At 65.5% G+C, this 24,237-nt stretch carries 20 protein-coding genes and 1 pseudogene; 12 read left to right on the top strand and 9 right to left on the bottom strand.

The window, feature by feature from the left end; translation table 11 throughout:
• Nucleotides 1-178: 178 nt before the first annotated feature.
• Genes IB243_RS13215 through IB243_RS13205 form a run of 3 tightly spaced genes read right to left on the bottom strand, consistent with a single transcriptional unit; the run spans nt 179 to nt 1,457 of the window.
• Nucleotides 179-484: an urease subunit beta gene (locus tag IB243_RS13215; protein WP_192427614.1), complete on the bottom strand. Its 306-nt coding sequence runs from the start codon at nt 482-484 to the stop codon at nt 179-181.
• 15 nt (nt 485-499) lie between these two features.
• Complete coding sequence (locus IB243_RS13210) at nt 500-1,114, bottom strand: HupE/UreJ family protein (RefSeq protein WP_192427612.1); 615 nt, start codon at nt 1,112-1,114, stop codon at nt 500-502.
• A 40-nt stretch (nt 1,115-1,154) separates the two neighbouring features.
• Entirely contained in the window at nt 1,155-1,457 is a 303-nt protein-coding gene (locus tag IB243_RS13205) for an urease subunit gamma (RefSeq protein WP_055399013.1), read from the bottom strand.
• 210 nt (nt 1,458-1,667) lie between these two features.
• On the opposite strand from IB243_RS13205, the gene IB243_RS13200 reads away from it, so the two are divergent.
• A complete protein-coding gene (locus IB243_RS13200) occupies nt 1,668-5,309 on the top strand; it encodes an ATP-binding protein (RefSeq protein ID WP_192427610.1) in 3,642 nt (1,213 codons plus the stop codon).
• Nucleotides 5,309-6,367 carry a response regulator gene (locus IB243_RS13195; RefSeq protein ID WP_192427608.1) on the top strand — a complete coding sequence of 353 codons (1,059 nt, stop codon included), beginning with the start codon at nt 5,309-5,311 and terminating at the stop codon, nt 6,365-6,367. The genes IB243_RS13200 and IB243_RS13195 overlap by 1 nt, the downstream gene beginning before the upstream one ends.
• A gap of 136 nt (nt 6,368-6,503) precedes the next feature.
• On the opposite strand, the gene IB243_RS13190 is transcribed toward IB243_RS13195, so the two are convergent.
• From IB243_RS13190 to IB243_RS13180, 3 genes and pseudogenes are all read right to left on the bottom strand, one after another.
• Nucleotides 6,504-6,830 (bottom strand): plasmid stabilization protein, encoded by a 327-nt coding sequence (locus IB243_RS13190; RefSeq protein ID WP_192427606.1) that lies wholly within the window; start codon nt 6,828-6,830, stop codon nt 6,504-6,506.
• Nucleotides 6,831-7,031: 201 nt separating this feature from the next.
• A pseudogene (locus tag IB243_RS13185) lies at nt 7,032-7,532 on the bottom strand (DUF4184 family protein); the annotation flags it as partial.
• 146 nt (nt 7,533-7,678) lie between these two features.
• On the bottom strand, nt 7,679-8,365 hold the full coding sequence (locus IB243_RS13180; protein WP_010461806.1) for a DUF3334 family protein: 687 nt from the start codon (nt 8,363-8,365) through the stop codon (nt 7,679-7,681).
• 270 nt (nt 8,366-8,635) lie between these two features.
• Between IB243_RS13180 and IB243_RS13175 the strand changes: the two genes are divergently transcribed.
• The 3 genes from IB243_RS13175 (at nt 8,636) to IB243_RS13165 (ending at nt 11,738) form a co-directional block, all read left to right on the top strand.
• The gene (locus tag IB243_RS13175; protein ID WP_192427604.1) at nt 8,636-9,820 is read left to right on the top strand and encodes a DUF917 family protein; all 1,185 of its coding nucleotides are present in this window, start codon (nt 8,636-8,638) and stop codon (nt 9,818-9,820) included.
• Between the two features lie 21 nt (nt 9,821-9,841).
• The gene (locus IB243_RS13170) at nt 9,842-10,900 is read left to right on the top strand and encodes a sensor domain-containing diguanylate cyclase (protein WP_192427603.1); all 1,059 of its coding nucleotides are present in this window, start codon (nt 9,842-9,844) and stop codon (nt 10,898-10,900) included.
• A 346-nt stretch (nt 10,901-11,246) separates the two neighbouring features.
• Nucleotides 11,247-11,738: a nuclear transport factor 2 family protein gene (locus tag IB243_RS13165; protein ID WP_192427602.1), complete on the top strand. Its 492-nt coding sequence runs from the start codon at nt 11,247-11,249 to the stop codon at nt 11,736-11,738.
• Nucleotides 11,739-11,923: 185 nt separating this feature from the next.
• Here IB243_RS13165 and IB243_RS13160 read toward each other — a convergent pair whose 3' ends face one another.
• Together IB243_RS13160 and IB243_RS13155 are read right to left on the bottom strand one after the other, a co-directional pair.
• Nucleotides 11,924-12,400, bottom strand: a complete 477-nt coding sequence (locus tag IB243_RS13160) for a (2Fe-2S)-binding protein (RefSeq protein ID WP_192427601.1) — start codon at nt 12,398-12,400, stop codon at nt 11,924-11,926.
• A gap of 8 nt (nt 12,401-12,408) precedes the next feature.
• Nucleotides 12,409-14,679, bottom strand: a complete 2,271-nt coding sequence (locus tag IB243_RS13155; protein ID WP_192427600.1) for a xanthine dehydrogenase family protein molybdopterin-binding subunit — start codon at nt 14,677-14,679, stop codon at nt 12,409-12,411.
• Between the two features lie 394 nt (nt 14,680-15,073).
• Between IB243_RS13155 and urtA the strand changes: the two genes are divergently transcribed.
• From urtA to urtE, 5 genes are all read left to right on the top strand, one after another.
• Nucleotides 15,074-16,345, top strand: a complete 1,272-nt coding sequence (gene urtA, locus IB243_RS13150) for an urea ABC transporter substrate-binding protein (RefSeq protein WP_192427599.1) — start codon at nt 15,074-15,076, stop codon at nt 16,343-16,345.
• A 145-nt stretch (nt 16,346-16,490) separates the two neighbouring features.
• A complete protein-coding gene (urtB, locus tag IB243_RS13145) occupies nt 16,491-18,071 on the top strand; it encodes an urea ABC transporter permease subunit UrtB (protein WP_192427598.1) in 1,581 nt (526 codons plus the stop codon).
• 17 nt (nt 18,072-18,088) lie between these two features.
• Nucleotides 18,089-19,228 carry an urea ABC transporter permease subunit UrtC gene (gene urtC, locus IB243_RS13140; RefSeq protein ID WP_192427596.1) on the top strand — a complete coding sequence of 380 codons (1,140 nt, stop codon included), beginning with the start codon at nt 18,089-18,091 and terminating at the stop codon, nt 19,226-19,228.
• Nucleotides 19,225-20,100, top strand: a complete 876-nt coding sequence (gene urtD, locus IB243_RS13135; RefSeq protein WP_192427594.1) for an urea ABC transporter ATP-binding protein UrtD — start codon at nt 19,225-19,227, stop codon at nt 20,098-20,100. Before urtC ends, urtD begins: the two co-directional genes overlap by 4 nt.
• A 168-nt stretch (nt 20,101-20,268) precedes the next feature.
• Nucleotides 20,269-20,961 (top strand): urea ABC transporter ATP-binding subunit UrtE, encoded by a 693-nt coding sequence (gene urtE, locus IB243_RS13130; RefSeq protein ID WP_192427592.1) that lies wholly within the window; start codon nt 20,269-20,271, stop codon nt 20,959-20,961.
• A gap of 120 nt (nt 20,962-21,081) precedes the next feature.
• Here the strand turns inward: urtE and IB243_RS13125 are convergent, their stop codons facing one another.
• The gene (locus tag IB243_RS13125; RefSeq protein ID WP_192427590.1) at nt 21,082-22,002 is read right to left on the bottom strand and encodes a LysR family transcriptional regulator; all 921 of its coding nucleotides are present in this window, start codon (nt 22,000-22,002) and stop codon (nt 21,082-21,084) included.
• 197 nt (nt 22,003-22,199) lie between these two features.
• On the opposite strand from IB243_RS13125, the gene IB243_RS13120 reads away from it, so the two are divergent.
• Together IB243_RS13120 and IB243_RS13115 are read left to right on the top strand one after the other, a co-directional pair.
• Nucleotides 22,200-23,213 carry a porin gene (locus IB243_RS13120; RefSeq protein ID WP_192427588.1) on the top strand — a complete coding sequence of 338 codons (1,014 nt, stop codon included), beginning with the start codon at nt 22,200-22,202 and terminating at the stop codon, nt 23,211-23,213.
• Nucleotides 23,203-24,225, top strand: a complete 1,023-nt coding sequence (locus IB243_RS13115; protein WP_192427586.1) for a tripartite tricarboxylate transporter substrate binding protein — start codon at nt 23,203-23,205, stop codon at nt 24,223-24,225. Before IB243_RS13120 ends, IB243_RS13115 begins: the two co-directional genes overlap by 11 nt.
• Nucleotides 24,226-24,237 lie beyond the last annotated feature (12 nt).

Below are 24,237 nucleotides of genomic sequence, written 5' to 3'. Positions count from 1 at the left end.
ATTACTATGCTTTTGATAGCTGCTCGCGATTATGGATAAAGCGGTAGCGGCTGTTTTTAGTCAATATTCTTGCTGCCGGCATGCCCTGGGGTGTGCCATCGGGCCGCATGCCCTGGCTTCGACAGGCTCAGCCCGAACGGGCGGGGCAGGCATGCAGGTGCGCATGGGCTGGCTCTGGCTACAGCGCGCCCTGCACCCGGCCCTGAAAGCCGAACACGCGCCGCTCGCCCGCGTAGTCCACCAGCTCCACCGTGCGCTCCTGGCCGGGCTCGAAGCGCACAGCCGTGCCCGACGCGATGTTCAGCCGCATGCCGCGTGCGGCGTCGCGGTCGAAGCCCAGGGCGTTGTTGGTCTCGGCAAAGTGGTAGTGCGAGCCCACCTGGATGGGGCGGTCGCCGGTGTTGCGCACGACGACGGTCAGCGTGCGGCGGCCGGTGTTGAGCGGGTGTTCACCCGCGTCGGTAAAGAGTTCGCCGGGGATCATGGAGCCTCCTGTGGCTTAGGCCATTTGCGTCAGCAGCACGCCACCGAACGCGGCCACGCCAGCGCCCGCTGCGCGCGCCAGCCACACCTGGCGGTGGCGCAGCACCAAGCCCGCCGCAAGCCCAGCGCCATGCAGCAGCACGGTGGCGGCCAGCATGCCTGCCAAGGTCTGCCAGACGCTGTCGCTGCCCGCCAGCTCAACGCCATGGGCCACGCCATGGAACACGGCGAACACTCCCACGCCCAGCGCCGCCACGATGCCCGGCACCCGCAGGCGCGACACCACGAGAAGGCCGGTGGCCAGCAGCGACGCGGCGATCATGGACTCCACCGCAGGCAGTGCCACACCTTGCAGGCCCATCACCGCGCCCGCCAGCAGCATGGCTGCAAAACCGACGGGGCCCCACAGCAGTTCGCGTCCTGCACTGCGCGCGGCAAGGGCGCTCCACAGGCCCACGGCCACCATGGCGGCCAGATGGTCCATGCCGAAAAAGGGATGGGCAAAGCCGTTCAGAAAGCTGTTGTGCATATGCGGTTCAGCACCGGTATGGGCGCTGGCGCCCGTGCTGATTGCGCTGGCAGCTATGAAAAAGAGACCGGCTGTGTGGCGGTGTGAGAGTGCGATGCGCATGAGGGCTCCACAGAGAGAAAGAGGCAAAGAGGGAAGGGGGTCAGACGATCGGCTGATGGACGGTGACGAGCTTGGTGCCGTCGGGGAAGGTGGCTTCGACCTGGATGTCCGGGATCATCTCGGCGATGCCGTCCATCACATCAGCGCGGGTCAGCACGGTGCGGCCTTCGCTCATGAGCTGCGCCACGGTCTTGCCGTCGCGGGCACCTTCCATCACGGCGGCGCTGATCAGGGCCATGGCCTCGGGGTAGTTGAGCTTCAGGCCCCGGGCCTTGCGGCGCTCGGCCAGCAGGGCGGCGGTGAAGATCAGCAGCTTGTCTTTTTCGCGAGGAGTCAGTTCCATGTCGTTGTACTCAATGCTGGTGTTGTTGGCTCGCGCGTCAGCCGATGCGGGGTGACCACGAGGAGCGTGCTATGGCGCACGGGGGTGATCTGGCGAGAGCCGTTCCATCATAGGCAGCAAGCCCCGTGCCCGCCATACGTCATCTGGCGCACGTCCCCAAGTGCAATGGCATGGAAACTGCACCTGAAGGGGTGACCGCCGCCATTGCCCATGCCTTCCCACACCGCCTCCATCGCCCCTGCTGACGCCACCCCGCTGCAGCCGACAGAGCCCGGCATGGCTGCACACGAGCCCCAGCAAGCCCCGCAGCAGGTCGTCAAAGTCCGGCGCGACTACAACAGCTGGGTGGCCACCGAGACGATGGAGGACTACGCGCTGCGCTACACCCCGCAGCGCTTTCGCAAGTGGTCCGAATGGCGGGTGGCCAACACGGCATTCGGGGCCGCGTCGTTCCTGATCCTGGAGGCGGTGGGCGCCACGCTGCTGGTGCAGTACGGCTTCATCAACGCCTTCTGGGCCATCGTGGCCACGGGGCTGATCATCTTTCTGGCGGGGCTGCCCATCAGCGTGTACGCCGCCCGCTATGGGGTGGATATGGACCTGCTCACGCGCGGCGCGGGTTTTGGCTACATCGGCTCCACGCTCACCTCGCTGATCTACGCGAGCTTCACCTTCATCTTCTTCGCGCTGGAGGCCGCCGTGATGGCCTACGCGCTGGAGCTGGCGCTGGACATCCCGCCCACCTGGGGCTACCTGATCTGCGCCATTGTGGTGATTCCGCTGGTCACGCATGGCGTGTCGGCCATCAGCCGCCTGCAGGTGTGGACGCAGCCGCTGTGGCTGGTGATGCTGGTGGTGCCGTTTGCCTATGTGTTGGTGCGCGATCCTGGTGCGTTTTCTGGCGTTGTGCACTACGGTGGTGAATTGATGCGCGGCGCCACGTTCCAATTGCCCTTGTTTGGTGCGGCGCTCACGGTGGGCATTGCACTCATCACCCAGATGGGGGAGCAGGCCGACTACCTGCGCTTCATGCCCGCCAGCACGCCTGCCACACGTGGACGCTGGTGGCTGGGGGTGCTGGTGGGCGGGCCGGGCTGGGTGGTGCTGGGGGTGCTCAAGATGCTGGGCGGCGCGCTGCTCGCCTATCTGGCGCTCACCCACATGGTGCCGGCCGAGCGCGCGGTGGACCCGAACCAGATGTACCTGGCCGCGTATGAATATGTGTTCCCCAACTATGGCTGGGCGGTGGCGGCCACGGCGCTGTTTGTGGTGATCTCGCAGCTCAAGATCAACGTGACGAATGCCTATGCGGGCTCGCTCGCTTGGTCCAACTTCTTCTCGCGCCTCACGCACAGCCACCCGGGGCGAGTGGTGTGGGTGGTGTTCAACACACTGATCGCCTTCATGCTGATGGAGATGAACGTGTTCCGCGCCATGGGCGAGGTGCTGGGGCTGTATTCCAACATCGCCATTGCCTGGATCATGTCGGTGGTGGCGGACCTCGTCATCAACAAGCCGCTGGGCCTGTCGCCCAAGGGCATCGAGTTCAAGCGCGCGCACCTGTACGACATCAACCCGGTGGGCGTGGGATCGATGGCGCTGGCGTCCGTCGTGTCCATCAGCGCGCACCTGGGGTTCTTCGGCCCGCTGCCGCAGGCGTTCTCTGCGGTGATCGCCATGGCCGTGGCCTTTGTGGCCGCGCCGCTCATTGCGTGGGCCACGCGGGGCAAGTACTACATCGCACGCCAGAGTGAGCCCGTGGCCGTGCCCATGGTGGGCCCGGTGCCCGGCGCCACCGCGGCAGACCTGGTGCAGTACCAGCGGCTGGCCGTGCAGCGCTGCGTGGTGTGCGAACGCGAGTACGAGGGGCCCGACATGGCCCAGTGCCCCGCGTACCGCGGCGCCATCTGCTCGCTGTGCTGTACGCTGGATGCGCGCTGCGGCGACCTGTGCAAGCCGCACGCGAGCATGGCAGTGCAGTGGTCGGCCGCGCTGCGCTGGGTGCTGCCGCGCGCCATGTGGCGCTACCTGGACACGGGCCTGGGCCATTTTCTGCTGCTGATGCTGGTGATCGCGCCGCTGCTGGCGTCGGTGATGGGGCTGCTGTACCACCAGGAGCTCAATACCATCGCGCAGGCTTTAACCGCGACCGAGGTGCTGGCCGCGCCCGAGGTGGCGTTGCGCTCGGGGCTGCTCAAGGCGTATTTGGCGCTCTTGGTCATCTCCGGCATCGTGGCCTGGTGGCTGGTGCTGGCGCACAAGAGCCGCCAGGTGGCGCAAGAGGAATCCAACCGCCAGACGGGCCTGTTGGTGCGCGAGATCGAATTGCACCGCCAGACCGACGAGGCCCTGCAGACCGCTCGCAGCGTGGCCGAGCAGGCGCGCCAGGTGGCCGAGGCGGCGCAGCAGCAGGCCGAGGAAGCCCGCATCCAGGCCGACCAGGCCAACCAGGCCAAGAGCCGCTACATCAGCGCCATCAGCCACGAGATCCGCACGCCGCTCAACAGCATCCTGGGCTATGCCCAGCTCATGGGCGAAGACGCGGGTGTGCCCCCGCACCGCAAGCAGGCGGTGCATGTGATCCGGCGCGGCGGCGAGCATTTGTTGTCGCTCATCGAAGGCACGCTCGACATCGCGCGCATCGAGTCGGGCAAGCTCACGCTCGACGTGGCGCCCATGCGCTTTGCGGATGGGCTGCACGAGATGGCCAGCCTGTTCGAACTGCAAGCTGCCGCCAAGGGCCTGGCGTTCACTTTCGATGTGCAAGGCGTGATTCCGGAAGTGGTGCGCGCCGACGACAAGCGCCTGCGCCAGATCCTCATCAACCTGCTGGGCAACGCCGTCAAGTTCACGGCGCACGGCACCGTCACGCTGCGCGTGCGCCATGCGCGCGAGATGGCACGCATCGAGGTGCAGGACACGGGGCCGGGCCTCGCGACCGAGGAAATCGAGCGCATCTTCGAACCCTTTGCGCGCGGCGGCTCGGGCGGTGGCAGCACCGCGGCCGCACCGGGCGCAGGCCTGGGCCTGACCATTGCCAAGATGCTTACCGCGCTCATGGGTGGTGAGCTGACGGTGAGCAGCACGCCGGGCGTGGGCTCGGTGTTCCATGTCAAGCTGTTCCTGCCCGAGGTGCATGGGGATGCCCTGGGCAAGACCGTGGTGCCCGTGGCTGTGCAAGCCCAGCGCGCCCGCAGAGGGTATGCGGGTGAGCGCCGCCGCATCCTGGTCGTGGACAACGAAGAGCCCGACCGCGAGCTGCTGGTGCAACTGCTCGAACCTCTAGGCTTTGAGCTGCGCCAAGCCGCCAGCGGCCACGACGCACTCGACCTGCTGGCCACCGGCTACCGGCCCCATGCCATCTTCATGGACCTGGCCATGCCCGGGATTGACGGCTGGGAGACGTTGCGGCGAGTACGCCAGATGCACTTGGTGGGGGTGCGGTGCGCGATCGTCTCCGCCAACGCGTTCGACAAGGCGCTGGACAACGACGTGGACATCCACCCCGAGGACTTCATCGTCAAGCCCGTGCGCCACAGCGAACTGCTGGACTGGCTGGAGCGCCGCCTGGGCCTGCAGTGGCAACACGACGAGGCCAAAGAGGCACCCGCCGGAACTGAACCAACGGCTTCGTCCACCGCGCCTGCGCCCCTCACCTATCCTGATGCCATCGCGCTGTCGGCCTTGGCGCAAGTGGTGGCTTTGGGCTACTACCGGGGCATTCTCAACACCCTGGACGACATTGAACGCAGCCAGCCCGCCCACAGCGCTTTTATCGGCACCATGCGGCAACTGGCCAGGCAGTTCCAGTTCGATGCCATGGGCCAGATCCTGGAGCAGGCGCCCTCGTGATGACCACCGCAAACCTATCCTCTTCCCCGTCCTCCGCAGCGCTGGACCGCGCCGACAGCGATGTGGTGCTGATCGTGGACGACGTGCCCGACAACCTGGCCGTGCTGCACGATGCGCTCGATGAATCAGGCTATACGGTGCTGGTGGCCATGCACGGCGAAGCGGCACTGCAGCGCGCCGCCCAGGCCCTGCCCGACATCGTGCTGCTGGACGCGATGATGCCCGGCATGGACGGCTTCGAGGTGGCGCGGCGCTTGAAGGCATCGCCCGCCACCGCGCACATCCCCATCATCTTCATGACCGGCCTGACCGAGACCGAACACCTGGTCGCCGCGCTGGAGGCGGGTGGCGTGGACTACGTCACCAAGCCCATCAAGCCGCGCGAGGTGATGGCCCGCATGGGCGTGCACCTGGGCGCGGCGCGCAAGGCCCGGCAGGACGCGCGCCAGGCCCGCGAGGCGCGCAACGCGCTGGATGCGTTTGGCTACGCCAGCATCACCGTGCGCGCGGTGGACGGCCGCATCGTGTGGCAGACCCCGCTGGCGCGCGAGCTGCTGCAAAGCTACTTCGGCGAGGTGGGCCCGGACGGCACGCCCACCGCCTTCGGTCAATGGGCGCCCGAGCCGGTGCAGGCCTGGCTGCGCCGCCACGTGCTGGCCGACAACGCCGCAGAACTGCTGGCCGCATCGCTGGCCGAGCCCCCGCGCCTGGCCGTGGAGCAGGGCGCCCGCAGGCTCACCTTCCGCCTGCACCAGCAGGCCGGCGACAGCGCGGGCGGCGGCGACTGGCTCATCGTGATGCGCGAGGTGTCGGATGCGAAGATCATCGAATCCATGAGCCTGTCGTTCAAGCTCACTGCGCGCGAGGCCGAGGTGCTGTACTGGGTGGTCAAGGGCAAGATCAACCGCGACATCGGCGACATCCTGGGCGCCAGCCCCGCCACGGTGAAGAAGCACCTGGAGCGCGTGTTCGCCAAGCTCGGCGTGGAGACGCGCACCGCAGCGGCCGGCATGGCGATGAACCGCATCCGGCAATTGCATCCGCAGTTTGAGGGGTAAATCTTCAAGTGTTTTTGGCCGCTAGCGCTGGAGGATAAAGCGCTGAAAGCTATCAATTTAGGAATGCTCTGCAGCAGGTTCTTTTCGCCGCCTTCTGCGCCCCCCGTCACGCAGCTATTGGCATCCATGCACGCCTTCAGCGCCCGACGGCTTCCTCCAACTGCTGCTTGTTCATGCGGGACCGCCCCTTGATCCCCTGGCGCTTTGCGTCCTCGTAGAGCTGATCCCGGGTGCGGCCCTGCGGGCCCCGGTGCGAGTTCCTTCCCCCGCGAACGGGCGCGGGCGTGGCGCGCAAGGTCTGGGGGTTGGCGGTTTTGCTTTCGCCGTGCTGTGCCCGTTCCTTGTTGACCGTGCGGGCCGCGATTTCCTCGGCCGTGCCTTCGTCTTTGCCGCGTTCGAGCAGACTGTCCTTGATGTGTTGGTACTGACGTTCGCGTTTGGCGCTCCATAGGGCTTGGGGCATGGCGGGCTCCTTGGTGGGGGCTGGAGAGGAGGGTGGGCGCGCCTGCACAGGGCGCTGGTAGCCAATCTACCCAGTGCGCGCTCCCTGTGCGTAGGCAGCATCGGTGCGCTGCTGTAGGACGCCAGGCAGGGGAACAACGGCGCGGTGCCTGCCGTATCAGGTGTTGTGGCGTTGCCGGTGCGCAGCGCGGCGGCTACGGAGCCACTGCAATGCCACCCAGCCCAGAGCGCCGCCCGCCGTGCCTGCCATACACAGCAGGTGCAGTGCAGACAGCGAGATGGCCGCGTACAGGCCGTTGGTGTCCGACCACGGCGCCCAAGGCCGGATGTCGGCGTGCATCACGCTGTCAAGCAACACGTGCGAGAAGGTTCCGGCCAGCGCGCTGGCGAGGACAACCTGTGGGCTCCAGCGTTCGCTCTCCTGCAGCCAGGGCATCCGATAGTGCCGCACTTCCTGGTTCCAGCGCCGCAGCAGCGGGCGGCACAGCCAGGGGGCCAGCGCTGCGGTCATGCATGCTATGGGCACGGCGCCGAGATAAGTGTGGGTGGGGCCATGCAGCACGGGGGCGTCGCGCGGCATGCCGACCAGGGGTTCGATGTCCATGGCCAACTGGGCGATGCCGAAAGTCAGCACGCTGAAATGGCGCCCGGCCAGTGCCTTGGCTGCCAGGCCTGCGCCCATGTGAAACGGGGTGAAGGGCATGAGGCGTCGATGGCGATGGCGCTGGTGCAGCGCGTTGAGTTTATGCCCAGGGGGCTAAAGACTTTTAGTCAAAAACAGCTTTGGCGCTTGATAGTCAAGCGCAGTCAGCTATCTTTTTTGACAAATCGCGCAGCTGCCCCTGCCGCTCACATCCCCAGCGACTTCAGCAGCGCATCCGTGTCATCCTGCCCCGCAGGTGGCGGCGCGGGCACGGGTGGCGCTTCTTGCGACTGGGCCATCAGCGCGTCGGCGTCCGGCACTTCCTGTGCCTCGAAGTCGTAAAGCTTGATGAACTCGGTGCGGTCGATCGCCAGTTCCAGGTAGAAGATGTTGTTGTTGCTGGTGTAGAAGGTCACGCGCCGGGCTTCGGGCTTGTCCAGGTTGGCGTCCACGCTCAGCATCACCTGCTTGTTCAGCACCAGCATCTTGGGCTGGTTCTGCGTGATGTGGGTCTGCAGCTCGCGGCGCACCTTGCCGGTGAAGTCGCCCACCACCTGGTTCATGAGCTCGCCCATCACGTTGCTCACTTCGTCCGACGTGTAGGAGCTGACCAGGTCGTCCTTGGACATGCCCATGTTCAGCAGGTAGTTGGCATACAGCTCCATCGCGGCCTGGGCCGAGAAGTTGATGATGACCAAGCCCGAGAAGCCGCCATCGAACAGCACAAAACAGCCGATGTCGGGCTTCAGGCAGGTCTTGCTGATGCGCTGCACCATGCCGGAGTAATGGATCTGGCTGTGGGTGGCCACGTTCAGCACCCGGGTAACGGAGTTGCACAGGCTGATCAGCAGGTCTTCGGTGCCGTAGACGGTGGATTTATCGGGGAGGCTCATGGTGTGTGTAGGCATCTGCCAGGAAAAACAACAACAAAACTGCAACGTAGGCAGAGCATAGGCGATGGCGCACCGCGAGACCAGAGTGCTTTCCGCCCTGGGGCACCCCAGCAACGGGTGTTGGAAGGGTGGTTTGTGGGCGCAGAACTTGCGAGCCGATTGGCCAAGTGCGTACCACGTTTGCGCCTTGGCACCGCATGGGATGCAGCGGATTGACAACCCACCGGGCAGGCGTATCGTGCCTTCCATACCAAAAGAGAGGGGCGTCAGATGGGTGTTGTCTATAACTATGGGCTGGCCGATTTCCAATCGATTGCGGCGGGTGCTGCCGTGCTGGCCAGCGGAGGGGGCGGTAGCTACCGCGACGCCTGTTCGATTCTTCAGGAGTTGGCCGGCCAGGGCTGGAGCGGCACCGTCACGGTGCAGGACTATGACGGCGCCACCAATGCCTGTGTGCTGGCCATCATGGGCTCGCCCGATGCGGCCGACAGCCTCACGCTGTCGGCGGTGCAGAACTCGGTCAGCAACACCGTGGCCGTGATGGAGGCCAGCACGGGTGCCCTGCTGGGCGCCTTGATCCCCGTGGAGATCGGGCCCATCAACTCCCTGGTGCCGCTCATTGGCGCGGCCATGTCGCAGGGCGCGGTCTGGGTGGTGAACGGCGATGGCGCTGGCCGTGCCGTGCCCGAACTGCCCCAGACCACCTACACCGGCGGTGCACAACTGGCGCCGTGCCCCGCCGCACTGGCCAGTGATGCCTCCACCCTGGTGGATCTGGAATCCGCCGTGCTGGGCGCCTCCACCGCAGCGCGCGTGGAAACCCTGGCGGGTGGGGTGGTGGCCGGGTTTGGCGGGTATTCGGGCATTGCCATGTGGCCCTCCAACGCGGGCAACGGTTTTGCGTTGTCGGGCAGCTACATTCCGGACACGCTGGAGCAGGCGCGGGGGCTGGGGCAGTTTCTGCTGCAGGCCGTCACGCCGCCCGCCACTGTGGCCGTGGCAGATGCCATTGCCCTCATCACTGGCCGCACTGCCCGCGCGGTGGTGACCAATTTTTTCATCACATCGGTCACGCAGTCCACGTCCAGCGCGTCGCTCGATTCGGGCATCATTCGCCTGGACAACGCGCAGGACCCGAGCCTGAGCACAGAGACCCACTATCTGTACAACCTGAACGAAAATCTCATCATGTACTCGTCTGCGAGCATGACCCCCGACATCATCGCCCCCGACTCCATCTGCTACTACTCGGAAAGCACGGGGCGCGGATTTTCCAACGCCAGCGACGACCTGGCCCTGTACTTTGATGCTGCCACCGGCAAAAGCACGGGCCAGATGGTGAGCGTGATCGCCGTGCAAACGGCGCCCCAGCTTTACAACACCCCGGGTGTCGTGGCGTCGTTTGCCGCGTTGCTGCGCAATATGGGCTATGCCGGGGCCATGCCGTCGGCCTGAAGAATCAAGGGTTTCGCCGCCATGGGTGATGAAGCAGACCTGAACAAGGAGCGGCTGGAGCTGGTGCTGGAAGCCGCCGGTCTGGACCTGTGGGAGAACGACCTCGTGAGCGGCCAGGTCACCCACAAGGCCACAAAGACGTTCCTGGAGCTGGGCTTCACCCAGGATGAAATTGTGTCGGGCGTGCAGGATATCTTTGGCCTGTTTCACCCCGGTGATTTCGACAGGGTCAAGCAGGCGGTGGCCGACCATGTGGCAGGTATCACGCCGCAGTACCGCGCCGAGTTCCGACTGCGCTCCAAGGCTGGCGAATGGATCTGGTTTGCCAACTACGGCCGCATCATGGATCGCAACAGCGCTACCCCTGGCAAGCGGCTGATTGGCGTCACCTTCAACATCCATGACCGCAAGCAAAAAGAAGACGAGATCGCCCAGATAAACCAGCAGTTGCTGGAGCAGAACAAGCTGCTGCAAGAACTGAATACCGCCCTGGAGCTGCTGGCCGCCAATGACTCCCTGACCGGCCTGGCCAACCGGCGCACGCTCATGGAGCTGGGCGCCAACGAATGCAAACGCACCGAGCGCTTTGACCACCCGCTGTCGCTGATGGTGGTGGACATTGACCTGTTCAAGGCGGTCAACGACGCCTGGGGGCACCTTGCGGGCGACCGTGTGATCTGCGCCGTGGCCGACGCATGCGCCGCGCGCAAGCGCAGCGGCGTGGACATCGTGGCGCGCTTTGGGGGTGAGGAGTTTGTCATCGTCCTGCCCGAAACCGATGGCGTCAGCGCCTTGCGCGTGGCCGAATCACTGCGCCGCGAAGTGGCCGCGTTGAGCGTGCCCGTCAATGACGAGGGGGCGAGCGTTTCGGTCACGGTGAGCATCGGTGTGGCCACGCTGCACAAGGGCTCGGGGCTCGGCTTTGACGAGCTGGTGAACCGGGCTGACAAGGCGCTTTACCGCGCCAAGGACACAGGGCGCAATGCCGTGTACTGCGCCGATGTGCAGCAGGGTGGCGCTGCGGCCGTGCATGTGCTGATCGACCCTGATGAAACCGCTGGCGGCGTGCTGGTGACGTGATTCCGCTTTCCTCGCGATTCGTCCATTCGTCGCGAAACAGCTCCTCTAGCGCATCAGTGGCTGCGCGACTCTGGGCGGCTGCAGCGTGTCATATGGGTGTTGCGGAGGGCTCCTGTACCAGCGGCAGCACGGAAGATCTTCAGCATGGAGCAGTATGTGGACAGTGCGATGGTGCATGAGGCGCTGCAGGCCGACTAACCTGGGGTGGAACTTCGGCCCGAGACCCGATCTCCGAAATAGACCCGGCGCGTGGTTGGAGAGACCGGTCGGGCCGGATGGTGAATAACCCGCCCCCGACTTTCATGCCGCCACTTTTTTGAATCCCATCTTTTTAAAGGCTCTACCGATGTCCACCTCCAGCGTATTGGCCGGTGCCGCACTGGCCCTCAGCTGCTTCATGCCCGCATTCGCGCAGACACCCGTCAGCGCCAACCCGGACCACGCGCCCATGCTGGCCAGCAGTGACCCGCAGTTGGCCGCTAACAAGCGCCTGGTGTATGACTTCTGGCGCGAGGTGTTTGAGTCCGGCAATGTGGCCTTGGCAGAAAGGTATGTGGCCGAGTCGTATATCCAGCACAACCCCAATGTGCCCAATGGCCGGGGTGCCCTGGTGGGGTTTGTCTCCCGCAGGATTCCTGCCCCACTGCCTGCGCAGGACCGCGTCAAGGCACCCTTGGTCTCCATCACGGCAGAGCGTGATCTGGTGATGTTGAGCTTTGTGCGCGAATACACCGACCCGAAGGACCCCTCGCTCAAATACACCACCACCTGGTTCGACATGTTCCGCATCGAAAACGGCAAGATCGTGGAGCACTGGGATTCGGCGCTGAAGCAGTGACAGGACCGAGCCGGCAGGATCGCCGCTGACAAGCTGCGGCCCTGCGCGTCAGGCGTTAGGCAGTGCTGCAGGCCGGGGCAGAGGCCGCCCTGCGGCTGTCAAGCGCCCTGAAATTCAGGTGAAAACGGGTTGCAGCGCTTTATTTGTATGTGCTGATTGCTATAGAAAACAGAGCATATGGGTGATCAGCTCGCTGGGCTTTTTCCCGTGCCCGTCCCCGCCGCCTGATGGATCGCCGCCCGGATTCGCGGGTAGGTGCCACACCGGCACGCGTTGCCGCCCATCGCGGCATCGATGTCGGCATCGCTGGGCTTGGGTGTTTTCTTCAGCAGCGCGCAGGCCGACATGAGTTGCCCGCTCTGGCAGTAGCCGCACTGCGCCACATCCAGCACCGTCCACGCGGTGCGCAGGGCCGTGGCTTCGGGGCCTTGCAGGCCCTCGATGGTGGTGATGTCGGCATCGCCCACGGCCGACAGGGGCGTGATGCAGGCTCGCACGGGCTCGCCGTTCAGGTGCACGGTGCAGGCGCCGCACAGGGCCATGCCGCAGCCAAACTTGGTGCCGTTCAGATGCAACTCGCCGCGCAGCACCCACAGCAGCGGGGTGTCGGGTTCGGAGTTGATGGAGATGGCTTTGCCGTTGATGCGCAGGGTGGTGGGCATGGGGTTCCTTAGGCCAGTTTCAGGGGCAGGGCGCGCAGGCGCTGCCCGGTCAGGGCAAACAGCGCATTCGCCACCGCAGGCGCAATCGGCGGCACGCCGGGCTCGCCCACGCCCTCGGGCGGCTCGGCGCTGTCGATGATGTGGGTCTCCACACGCGGGCAGTCAGCCATGCGCAGCAGCGGCAGGTCGTGAAAATTGCTTTGCTGCACCTGTCCATCCTTCAGGGTGATCTCGCCATACAGCGCCGCCGTCAGGCCAAACACCACGGCGCTTTCCATCTGCTGCGTGATCAGGTTGGGGTTGATGGCGGCGCCGCAGTCGATCACGCACACCACGCGGTGCACGCGGATGGCCTTGTCGGCACCCACCGACACCTCGGCCACCTGCGCCACGATGGAGCCGAACGACTGGTGCAGCGCCACACCGCGCGCACGCTTCTCGCCTGCCGTGCCCGGTGCCATTGGTTTGCCCCAGTCCGCCAGTTCGGCCGCCTTTTGCAGCACTGTCAGGTGGCGTGGGTGTTTTTGCAGCAGCGCGGCGCGGAAGGCCACGGGGTCTTGTTTGGCCGCATGGGCGGCCTCATCCACAAAACCTTCCTTGAAAAACGCCTGGTGCGAATGCCCTACCGAGCGCCAGAAGCCCACGGGCAGCGGCAAATCGATGATCTCGTGCGCAATGCGCGCATGGGGCCATTCGTAGGGCTGGTCGAAGGCACCTTCGGACGTGGTCTTATCGGGGCCAGCGCCCGCCAGGCCAAAGGTGCGCACCAGCACCTGCGGCACGATGGCCTGGCCCACGGAGATGTTGTGCCACGCCACCAGTTGTCCCTGTGCATCAAACCCGGCCTTGAAGCGGGCCATGCAGGCAGGGCGGTAAAAGTCGTGCTGCGTGTCCTGCTCGCGGGTCCACAGGGTCTGCACGGGCGCACCACCGGCTACCTTGGCAATGGCGGCGGCCTGGCCCACGTAGTCCACCTCCAGCCGCCGCCCAAAGCCGCCTCCCAGCAGCAGCTGGTGCACGGTCACTTTCTCTTCGTCGATGCCCAGTGCCTTGGCGGCTGCCATGCGGGCCAGGCCCGGCACCTGGGTGGATGTCCACACGGTGGCGGCCCCGTCCTTGAATTGCACCGTGCAGTTGATGGGTTCCAGCGCAGCGTGTGCCAGGTAGGGCGCGCGATAGTCGGCGGTGAGGGTGGTGGCCGCGCCCTGCATGGCCACGTCCACATCGCCCGCGCTGTGGTAGCCAAAGCCCTTGGCTTCGTCCAGCGCCTGGGCGAGGCGCGCCACCACGGTCTCGCTCGACAGCGTGGCGGCGGGGCCGTGGTCCCATTCCACGGTGACAGCGGCGGCGGCCTTTTTGGCATGCCAGGGTGTGTCGGCAATGACCGCCACGCCACCGGTGCCCCCGTGGTAAGGCGCCACGGCCAGCACGTGTTTCACGCCCGGCAGCTTCTGGGCGGTGGCTGCATCAAAGCGGGTCACCTTGCCGCCACGGGTGGGGCACATCACCACGCTGGCGTGCAGCAGGCCGGGCGGGTGGGCGTCGATGCCGAACACGGCCGTGCCATCCAGTTTGGACGGCGCCTCGATGCGCGTCAGTGGCTTGCCGATCAGCTTGAACTGCGCGGGTTCTTTCAGCGTGACCTTACCCGGCATGGGCTGCTGCGCGGCCAGAGCGGCCAGCTCGCCAAACGTGGCGCGCTGGCCGGCCACATGTTCCACCACGCCCGCGTTGGCCGTGCACTCTGCCGCTTGCACGTTCCACTGCGCGGCGGCGGCACGGATCAGCAGGGCGCGCGCGTGGGCACCGGCCTCACGCATGGGCAGCCACAGGTCCTTGATGCTGCTCGATCCGCCCGTCATCATCACGCCCACCTCGCGCATGGTCTTGGCTGTCAGCCAGCCCGCCACGGCTTTGATCGATCCGTCGTTGTCGGGGTGGAACGGCAGGCCGTCCACCACGGTGGCCAGGTTGTTGTAGATGTCGTCGATGGGTGCCATCTCCAGCCGCACCTGCGCCCAGTCGGCATCCAGCTCTTCCACCAGGATGGCGGCCAGACCCGTGTGTGCGCCCTGGCCCATTTCGGACTTGGCCATCATTACCGTCACCGTGTTGTCGGCGCCCACCTTGAGCCAGCCGTTCAGCGCTGCCTGCCCGCTGGCGCTGGGCACGGGAGCGGCCGGGTACAGGCGCTGGCGCGGCGGCATCACGCCCCAGCCAATGACCAGCGCGCCCGCTGCTGCGGCGCCACCGAGGAGCACTGTGCGTCGTTTCACCATGGGGTCATTTCCTTCGTGGCGTAGGTTGGCTGGTTGGAGGGCATGCGGGCCCGGTGCAGAGGGCGATGGTTCAAACATCGTAAACCCACGACCGGGATTCCACCGGCACTCCAGGGACTTGATATTTTGGGTATTTTTGGCCGCCAGCGCTTATCCATAGAGCGTTAAAAGCTATTAAATGCATAGCGTTTCGCCTACCCGACACAGCTTCGGTGTGCAGACCCCGGCTGTCTGCAGCCGGGCCGCGGTGTACGCCACCCGGCGTATTTCCCAAGCCGGCCCCGCTCTCCAGAATCCATTCCATCGCCCGATCCGCCACGGCTCCACCACGGGGCCCGCCGGGCGAAGCGGTTTGATTGATCCACTGATTGAAACCACCACCGGAGAAGCACACATGCAACGTCGTTATTCCCTCAAGGCCCTCGCGGCCGTCGCTACGCTCGCTGGCCTGTCTGCGCTGCCAGCCCACGCGCAGGAGACCATCAAGGTCGGCATCCTGCACAGCCTGTCGGGCACCATGGCCATCTCTGAAACCGTGTTGAAAGACACCGTGCTCATGGCCATCGACGAGATCAATGCCAAGGGCGGCGTGCTGGGCAAGAAGCTCGAACCCGTGGTGGTGGACCCGGCCTCCAACTGGCCCCTGTTCGCCGAAAAGACCAAGCAGCTGCTCGGCCAGGACAAGGTCTCGGTGATCTTCGGCTGCTGGACCAGCGTGAGCCGCAAGTCCGTGCTGCCCGTGGTCGAGGAAATGAACGGCCTCCTGTTCTACCCCGTGCAGTACGAGGGTGAGGAACTCTCCAAGAACGTGTTCTACACCGGCGCCGCGCCCAACCAGCAGGCCATCCCCGCGGTGGACTACCTGATGAGCAAGGACGGCGGCAGCGCCAAGCGCTGGGTGCTGCTGGGCACCGACTACGTGTACCCCCGTACCACCAACAAAATTCTGCGCGCCTACCTGAAGTCCAAGGGCGTGAAGGATTCCGACATCGACGAGAAGTACACCCCGTTCGGCCACAGCGACTATCAGACCATCGTCGCCGACATCAAGAAGTTCAGCCAGGGCGGCAAGACGGCGGTGGTCTCCACCATCAACGGCGACTCCAACGTGCCCTTCTACAAGGAACTGGGCAACGCGGGCCTGAAGGCCAAGGACGTGCCTGTGGTCGCCTTCTCCGTGGGCGAGGAAGAACTGCGCGGCGTGGACACCAAGCCATTGGTGGGGCATCTGGCCGCCTGGAACTACTTCCAGTCCATCAAGAGCCCTGAAAACACGGCTTTCATGAAGAAGTGGGCCGACTACGCCAAGGCCAAGGGCATTGCCGGCCACAAGGACAAGCCACTGACCAACGACCCGATGGAAGCCACCTACATCGGCATCAACATGTGGAAGCAGGCTGTAGAGAAAGCCAAGAGCACCGATGTGGACAAGGTGATCGCCGCCATGGCCGGCCAGACCTTCAAGGCACCGTCGGGCATCGTCAGCAAGATGGACGAGAAGAACCACCACCTGCACAAGAGCGTGTTCATCGGCGAGATCAAGGCCGATGGCCAGTTCAACGTGGTGTGGAAGACGCCCGGCCCCGTCAAGGCCAAGCCATGGTCTCCTTACATCGAAGGCAACGACAAGAAGAAGGACGAGCCGGACGGCAAGTCGAAGCTCTGATTCGGTACACCCCCCTGAGGCGCTTGCGCGCCTTCACCCCCTCTCTCACGCTTGCGCGTGGGAGGGGGGACGCCGCCAGCGCGGCGGCCCTCGCTTCTAGATCGCGCGTGCTTTGCGGCCCACTGCTTTTCACACAGCTCTCGTCATGCTTGCTTCCATCTTTTCTCGCCTGATCGCCTGCCTGCTGTTGTGCACAGCGGTGCAGGCGCACGCGCTCACGGCCGAGGCTGCGCGGGCCATGGCGGCGGGTGATACCGACGACCGGATCGCCGCGCTGCAGAAAGCCATTGCCACGCCCGACGAGGCCACGTTGGCGTTTATCCGCGCGATGGGTGACGACGCTGTGAAGATCGCAGGCGACAAGGCCATTGTGATCAAGGGCGACAAGGGGCTGGACCCCGTGACCGGCGCCGAGGTGCCCGTGCCCGACGACGCCGAAGACATCGTCAACAACAACCGCATGCGCGGCGAGTTCGACACTGCATTGGCTTCGATCCAGCTGATGTCCACCGACATTGCACAACGCCGCAGCGCCATCGAAGCGCTGCGCGAAGAGACCGACGAGGCCCGCCTGCCGCTGGTTGAGAAGGCCCTGGCCGCCGAGCAGGACGCAGCTCTCAAGGGGCGCCTGGCCAGCATCCGCGCGCGCATCCTCCTGAGCAGCAGCGATGCCGCCAATCGCCTGGAAGCCGCCCAGCACCTGGCCGCCAGTGGCAACCCCGCCACGCGCACGGTGCTGCTGGAGCAACTGCGCAACGAACAAGATCCCAAGGTCAAGGCCGCGCTGCAGGCGGCACTCAAGACGGTGGAAGGCAGCCTGCAATGGGGCGAGCGTCTGGCGGCCATGTTCACGGGCATCAGCCTGGGCTCCATCCTGCTGCTGGTGGCGCTGGGCCTGGCCATCACCTATGGCCTCATGGGCGTGATCAACATGGCCCATGGCGAGCTGATGATGATCGGCGCCTACGCCACCTACGTCATGCAGGGCGTGTTCCAGCGCTACTTTCCGGGCGCGTTCGACTGGTACCTGGTGGCGGCCGTGCCGGCCGCCTTCATGGCGTCGGCCCTGATGGGCGCGGTGCTGGAGCGCAGCGTGATCCGCTTTCTGTACGGCCGGCCGCTCGAGACCTTGCTGGCCACCTGGGGCATCAGCCTGATGCTGCAGCAGCTGGTGCGCACGGTGTTCGGCGCGCAGAACGTGGGCGTGGAAAACCCCTCGTGGATGAGCGGCGGCGTGCAGCTCATGGAGAACCTGCAGCTGCCCTGGAACCGCGTGATCATCGTGGCCTTTGCGCTGGCGGTGCTGGGCGGCGTGGCCTTCCTCATCAGCAAGACGCGCCTGGGTTTGTTCGTGCGCGGCGTCACGCAGAACCGCCCTATCGCCTCGTGCATGGGCGTGAACACCGCCCGCGTGGACACCTATGCCTTCGCTCTGGGCTCGGGCATCGCCGGGCTGGCGGGCTGTGCCCTCAGCCAGGTGGGCAATGTGGGCCCCGACCTGGGCCAGGGCTACATCGTCGATTCGTTCATGGTGGTGGTGCTCGGCGGCGTGGGCCAGCTGGCCGGCACCGTGTATGCCGCGCTCGGCCTGGGCGTGCTCAACAAGTTCCTGGAAGGCTGGACGGGCGCCGTGCTGGCCAAGATCGCCGTGCTGGTGTTCATCATCATCTTCATCCAGAAGCGGCCGCAGGGCATCTTCGCGGTCAAAGGGCGTACCGCCGACTGAGCGGATCGAGACAGAACATGACTACGCCTTCCTCCCACTTCACCATCCAACTGCCCGCACCGGCACCCCTGCTCACGCGCGGCGGCTGGTCGGCCTTCATCGTGGCGCTCATCGTGGTGTGCGCCGTGGCACCCGTGCTCAACCTGTGGGTGCCGGCCGGCAGTGCGCTGCACCTGTCCGACTACGCCGTGGCGCTGCTCGGCAAGATCATGTGCTACGCCATCTGCGCGCTGGCCATGGACCTGATCTGGGGCTACACCGGCATCCTGAGCCTGGGCCACGGCCTGTTCTTCGCCTTGGGCGGCTACGTGATGGGCATGTACCTCATGCGCCAGATCGGCCGCGATGGCAACTACAAGAGCGACTTGCCCGACTTCATGGTCTTCCTCGACTGGAAGGAGCTGCCCTGGCACTGGATGCTGTCCGACAGCTTCGTTGCCACCTTGATCCTCATCGTGGCGGTACCTGGCGTGATCGCGTTCGTGTTCGGTTACTTCGCGTTCCGTTCGCGCATCAAGGGCGTGTATTTCTCGATCATCACGCAGGCCATGACGTATGCGGCCATGCTGCTGTTCTTCCGCAACGAGACGGGCTTTGGCGGCAACAACGGCTTCACGGATTTCAAGCGCATCCTGGGCCAGCCCATTGCCACGCAGAACATGCGCATGCTGCTGTTCGTGATGACGGGCGTCGCACTGCTCGGCTTCTTCCTGCTGGCGCGCTGGCTGGTGCGCAGCAAGTTCGGCCGCGTGCTGCAGGCCGTGCGCGATGCGGAGACGCGCGTCATGTTCTCGGGCTACTCGCCGCTGCCTTACAAGCTCACCATCTGGACCATCAGCGCCATGATGTGCGGCGTGGCCGGTGCTTTGTATGTGCCCCAGGTCGGCATCATCAACCCCGGCGAGATGAGCGCCGCCAACTCCATCGAGATCGCGGTGTGGGCCGCGGTGGGCGGCCGCGCCACGCTGATCGGCCCCATCGTCGGCGCCTTCATCGTCAACGGTGCCAAGAGCTGGCTCACCGTGACTGCGCCGGAGTTCTGGCTGTATTTTCTGGGCGCGCTGTTCATCGCCGTGACGCTGTTCCTGCCCGATGGCGTGGTGGGTCTGGTGAAGAAGATGAAGAAAAACAAGAAGACCGAAGGAGCCGCGCCATGACGCCCGATCTGATGGACGAAGGCGCAAGGCGCATAGAGGCCAAGCTGGCACCTGCTGCGCTGGGCCAGACCGAATCCGGTGGCCGTGCTGCGGGCTTCTCGCGCATCGCCACGCCCGGTGAGGTGGACATCACCCACGGCCGCATCCTGTACCTGGAAGATGTGAACGTGAGCTTTGACGGCTTCAAGGCCATCAACAACCTGAGCCTGGACATCGCACCCGGCGAGCTGCGCTGCATCATCGGCCCCAACGGTGCAGGCAAGACGACGATGATGGACATCATCACTGGCAAGACGCGGCCGGACAGCGGCACGGTGTACTTCGGCTCGACCATCGACCTCTTGCGCCACAACGAGCCGGAGATCGCGAGCTTAGGGATAGGCCGCAAGTTCCAGAAGCCCACGGTGTTCGAGCAGCTCAGCGTGTTCGAGAACCTGGAGCTGGCCTTGAAGACGCACAAGGGCGTGACGTCGAGCATGTTCTTCCGGCTGGATTCCGCGCAGTCGGACCGGCTGGCGGAGATCCTGCACACCATTCACCTGGCCGACAGCGTGGCGCGCATGGCAGGTAACCTGAGCCATGGGCAAAAGCAGTGGCTCGAGATTGGGATGCTGTTGATGCAGGACCCCAAGTTGCTCTTGCTGGACGAGCCCGTGGCGGGGATGACGGATGAGGAAACGGCGCGCACGGCAGAGCTGTTTCTGACGCTCAAGGGCAAGCACTCGCTGATGGTGGTGGAGCACGACATGTCGTTCATCCGCACCATTTCGGAGATCGTGACGGTGTTGTGCGATGGGGCCGTGCTGGCGCAGGGCACGCTGGACCAGGTGCAGGCGGATGAGCGGGTGATTGAGGTGTATCTGGGGCGGTGATGGATGCTGCCTGCCCTCTTTTCTTGGCGGGCGGTGCGCTGTTGCGAAGGGCGGGGCCGGGACGACTCTCGGAATCCGAACTCAGTACAGGCGCACCAAATGCTTCTAAATTAATAGCTTCTGGCGCTTGATGGATAAGCGCCAGAGGCAAAAAAAGCTCCAAATACCATGCTCACCGTCCAAAACATCAACCAGTATTACGGCGGCTCCCACATCCTGCGTGATGTGAGCCTCTCTGCGCAGGCCGGCAAGGTCACCGTCCTGCTCGGGCGCAACGGCGTCGGCAAGACCACGCTGCTCAAAAGTCTCATGGGCCTGGTTCCTATCAAGAGCGGGGGCATCACGTTCGACGGCAAGCCCATCGACAAGACCACGCCGTACGACCGTGCCCGCGCAGGCATCGGTTTTGTCCCCCAGGGCCGCGAGATTTTTGGCCGCCTCACGGTGGAAGAAAACCTGCGCATGGGCCTGGCCTACAAAAGCGGTTCCACCCCCGTGCCGCCGCACCTCTACGAGCTGTTCCCCGTGCTCAAGCAGATGCTCAAACGCCGTGGCGGCGATCTTTCCGGTGGGCAGCAGCAGCAGCTGGCGATTGCCCGGGCGTTGGCGCCAGGGCCGCGCCTGTTGATCCTGGACGAGCCCACCGAAGGCATCCAGCCCAGCATCATCAAGGACATCGGCCGCGTGATCCGCATGCTGGCCGACCAGGGAGAAATGGCCATCCTGCTGTGCGAGCAGTACTACGACTTTGCGCAGGAACTGGCCGATGAGTACCTGGTGATGGAGCGCGGCGAAGTCATCGCGCGCGGCCCTGGCAGCGAGATGGAGGCGAAGGGCATTCGTAACCTTGTCGCGATTTAAAACCATACCCCCTGAGCCGCCTGCGGCGCCTTCCCCCTCTCTCGCCGCGCGGGAGGGGGACGCACCCGGTGGGCTGGCGAAGCCAGTTCCACGGGTGCCCTGGCGAGGGGCGTGCCAGTTTCAGAGAGCTGAAGGCAATGCCACGGCGGGGGAAGGTGCTTCCATCGCCTCCACCAGCAGCCGGGTGAAGGTGTCCTGCAGCGGCGAGGTCGTCGCGTTGGCCACCGTTGCGATGCCCAGCTGGTAAGCAATGCGGGGCCGGAACGGGCGCGACGTGATCGCGTCGTGCGGGCAGTGCTGCGCCAGCAAGGCGTTCACGATCGACACCCCCAGCCCCTGCGCGACGTGGGCGCAGGCCTCGCTGATGGAGTGCACCTCCAGCGCCACGCGTGGCTGCACGCGCTGCTGGCGAAACGCCATGTCGATGTCGTGGCGGATCTGCCGCTGGCGGCCCAGCAGGATCAGGCTGGCGTCGATCAGGTCCAGGGGCCCGACCTCTGCTAGGTCCTCCAGCGCGTGGCCTTTGGGCATGATGCACACGGCTTCGGAGTCCAGCGTGGCACGGGTGCTGAGCCCCTGCATCTCGGTCGGCAAGCGCACCAGGCCGATATCCGCATCGCGGCTCAGCAGTGCGCGCTCCGTATCGTTGTACGAGCCTGACAGCACCTCCAGTACCACGTCCGGATGGGCCTGCATGAAGCGCTTGGCCAGCAGCGGCATGAGCGTGGTGGCCAGCGTGCTGGGCACCGCCACCTTCAGCAGGCGCCGCTTGAAGCCGCCCAGGCGCAACTGCTCGGCATGGCGGCGAAAGCACTGCGCCGAATCCATCAGCACCTGGGCGTCGTGCAGCAGCGCATGGGCTTCGGCCGTGGGGCTCAGGCGGCCCTTTTCGCGCACGAACAGACGCAGGGCCAGATCCTCCTCCAGCTGCGCCAGCAGGCGGCTGATGGCGGGCTGCGACAGCCCCATGCGCTCGGCCGCGCCTGTGGTGGAGCCGCTGAGCATGATGGCCTGGAAGGCCTCGAGTTGCTTGAAGTTCATGGGATGGAAAAAAGGGACGGTCAGGTGTGCAAGCAGCCTGCCAGCATCTTTGCACTGCCGCCACGCCAGCGCAAACCTGCGGTCTATTGCATAGGGTCATCAGCGTTCGTCATAGCGTTGTGGCCGAGCACCTCGCTCCACAGAATCGGCGGCGTCATCAGCCAACCTGGCACCACCCCTTCAAGGAGCAAGATTTCATGAGGCGCTCATTTCCCTTTGCGCTGGCCGCCTGCGGCCTTTCCGTTTCCGCGGCGGTACCCGCCGCCGCGCAGGACCTGCAGGTCTACGGCCAGGTGCGGCTCACCGTCAACAACGTGAAGACCGGCAACGCCGGCTCCGTGACGGAAGAGCGCGACAACGCATCCCGCCTGGGCTTTCGCGGCAAGGAGGATCTGGGCGATGGCCTGGCCGCCCTGTTCGGCCTGGAGATGGGGCTCGAAGCCGACTCCGGCGCCGCCACCACGCCAGCGTTTCGCAACAGCTATGCCGCCTTGCGCGGCGGCCTGGGCACAGTGGCGCTGGGGCGGCTCGACTCCGCCAACCCGACCGGCTCGCCGCTGTATTCGCAGGTGACGCGCATTACCTCGTTCGCCGCCAACGACGCCGGGGCGACGGCCATCGGCACCTCCATCCTGAACGCGCGCAACCGCACGTCCAACGCCATCGGCTACCAAAGCCCCACCTGGGGCGGCGTCAACCTGCGGGCGCGCTACTACCTGCGCGGCGATGCCAAGACGCCCGAGCAGGAAAACGGCGCCAAGTCGCTGGACCTGGGTCTTAACTATGCCGAGGGGCCCTGGTCGGCAGGCATCGGCTACGGCAAGGACACGCGCCCGGGTGGCCTGCTGGCCAACGAGTTCTCCAGCAAATGGCAGGCCGGCATGCGCTACGACTTCGGCGCGATCGAGCCCTATGTGCTGCTGGGCCGCGATAAGTACGCCAGGACGTCGGTGACCACGCGCGCCGATGTGGACTACTGGCTGGTGGGCACGCGCTTTTCGGCCGGCCAGCACGCCATCGTGGTCAACGTGATGCAGCGCGATGTGCAGGCGTCGCTGCGCGGCCTGCGCAAGCGCCAGCAGGTAGCCTATACCTATGCCCTGTCCAAACGCACCGAGCTGCAGGCCTTCATCGACCGCGACGGCATTGATTCGAGCCGCAGCAATGTGTCCGTGCGCGCCATCGGCGCAGGAGTTCGCCATGATTTCTAGAACGACCACCAACCTCGCAGCCCCGCGCCGCCGCTTCGTGCTGTGCACGCACCACCGGCTGGTGGCCGGCCTGGCGTGGTTGGCACTGATGCTGGCGGCGCCGCAAGTCGCCCATGCCGCCGAGTTCCCCGAGAAGCCCGTGCGCATCGTGATTCCGTTTCCGGCAGGGGCAGCTGCGGATACGGCCATGCGTGTGGTGGCACGCAAGATGTCGGACCTATGGCGGCAACCTGTCGTCATCGACAACCGGCCCGGTGCGCACGGCTTTCAGGCGGTCACTTCGGCGCCCGCAGACGGGTACACGCTGCTGATGGGGGCTGGTTCGGGCATGGTGACGGCGCCGCTGCTGTCCAGCAAGCTCTCGTACAACCCGTCGCGTGATTTTGTGCCCGTGGGACGGGTGGTGATCAACGTGCCCATCCTGACCACACACCCGAGTCTGCAGGTCCGCACGGTCCAGGAACTCATTGACCTGGCCCGCAAGAGCCCGGGCACGTTGAACTACAGCACCAGTGGCAATGGCAGCCCCGGGCACCTGTCGATGGAGATGTTCCAGGCTGCTACGGGCACGCGCATGGTGCAGATCCCCTACAAGGGAGGCGGCCCCGCCGTGAACGAACTGGCGGGGGGCCACGTGCAGCTGGGCATCAATGCCGTGCCCAGTGTGGCGGCGCACATCCGGTCTGCCAAGCTTGTGCCCCTGGCGGTGGCAAGCGCCAAGCGCTCGCGGGCATTCCCCCAGGTGCCAACGATGGCCGAGGCGGGCCTGAAGGATTTCGAGTACGACATCTGGTACGCCCTGTTCGCCCCCACGGGCACTCCCTCGGATCTGGTCCACAAGATCAGCAAAGTGCTCAAAAGCGCGTTGGTCGATGCCGAGGTGGCCAGCCTGCTCGTGGCCCAAGGCGCGGAGCCTGCGCCCACCACACCGCAGGAGCTTGCACGCTTCATGCAGGACGACACTGCGCGCTGGGCCAAGCTGGTCAAGGAACGCAACCTCAAGCTCGATTGAGTGGGCCAGTCC

It is taken from the genome of Acidovorax sp. ACV01 (assembly GCF_014851495.1).
Taxonomy (GTDB): domain Bacteria; phylum Pseudomonadota; class Gammaproteobacteria; order Burkholderiales; family Burkholderiaceae_C; genus Acidovorax; species Acidovorax radicis.
Note: the sequence above shows the minus strand (reverse complement) of the source record. Positions and strands in the feature narration are given on the sequence as shown.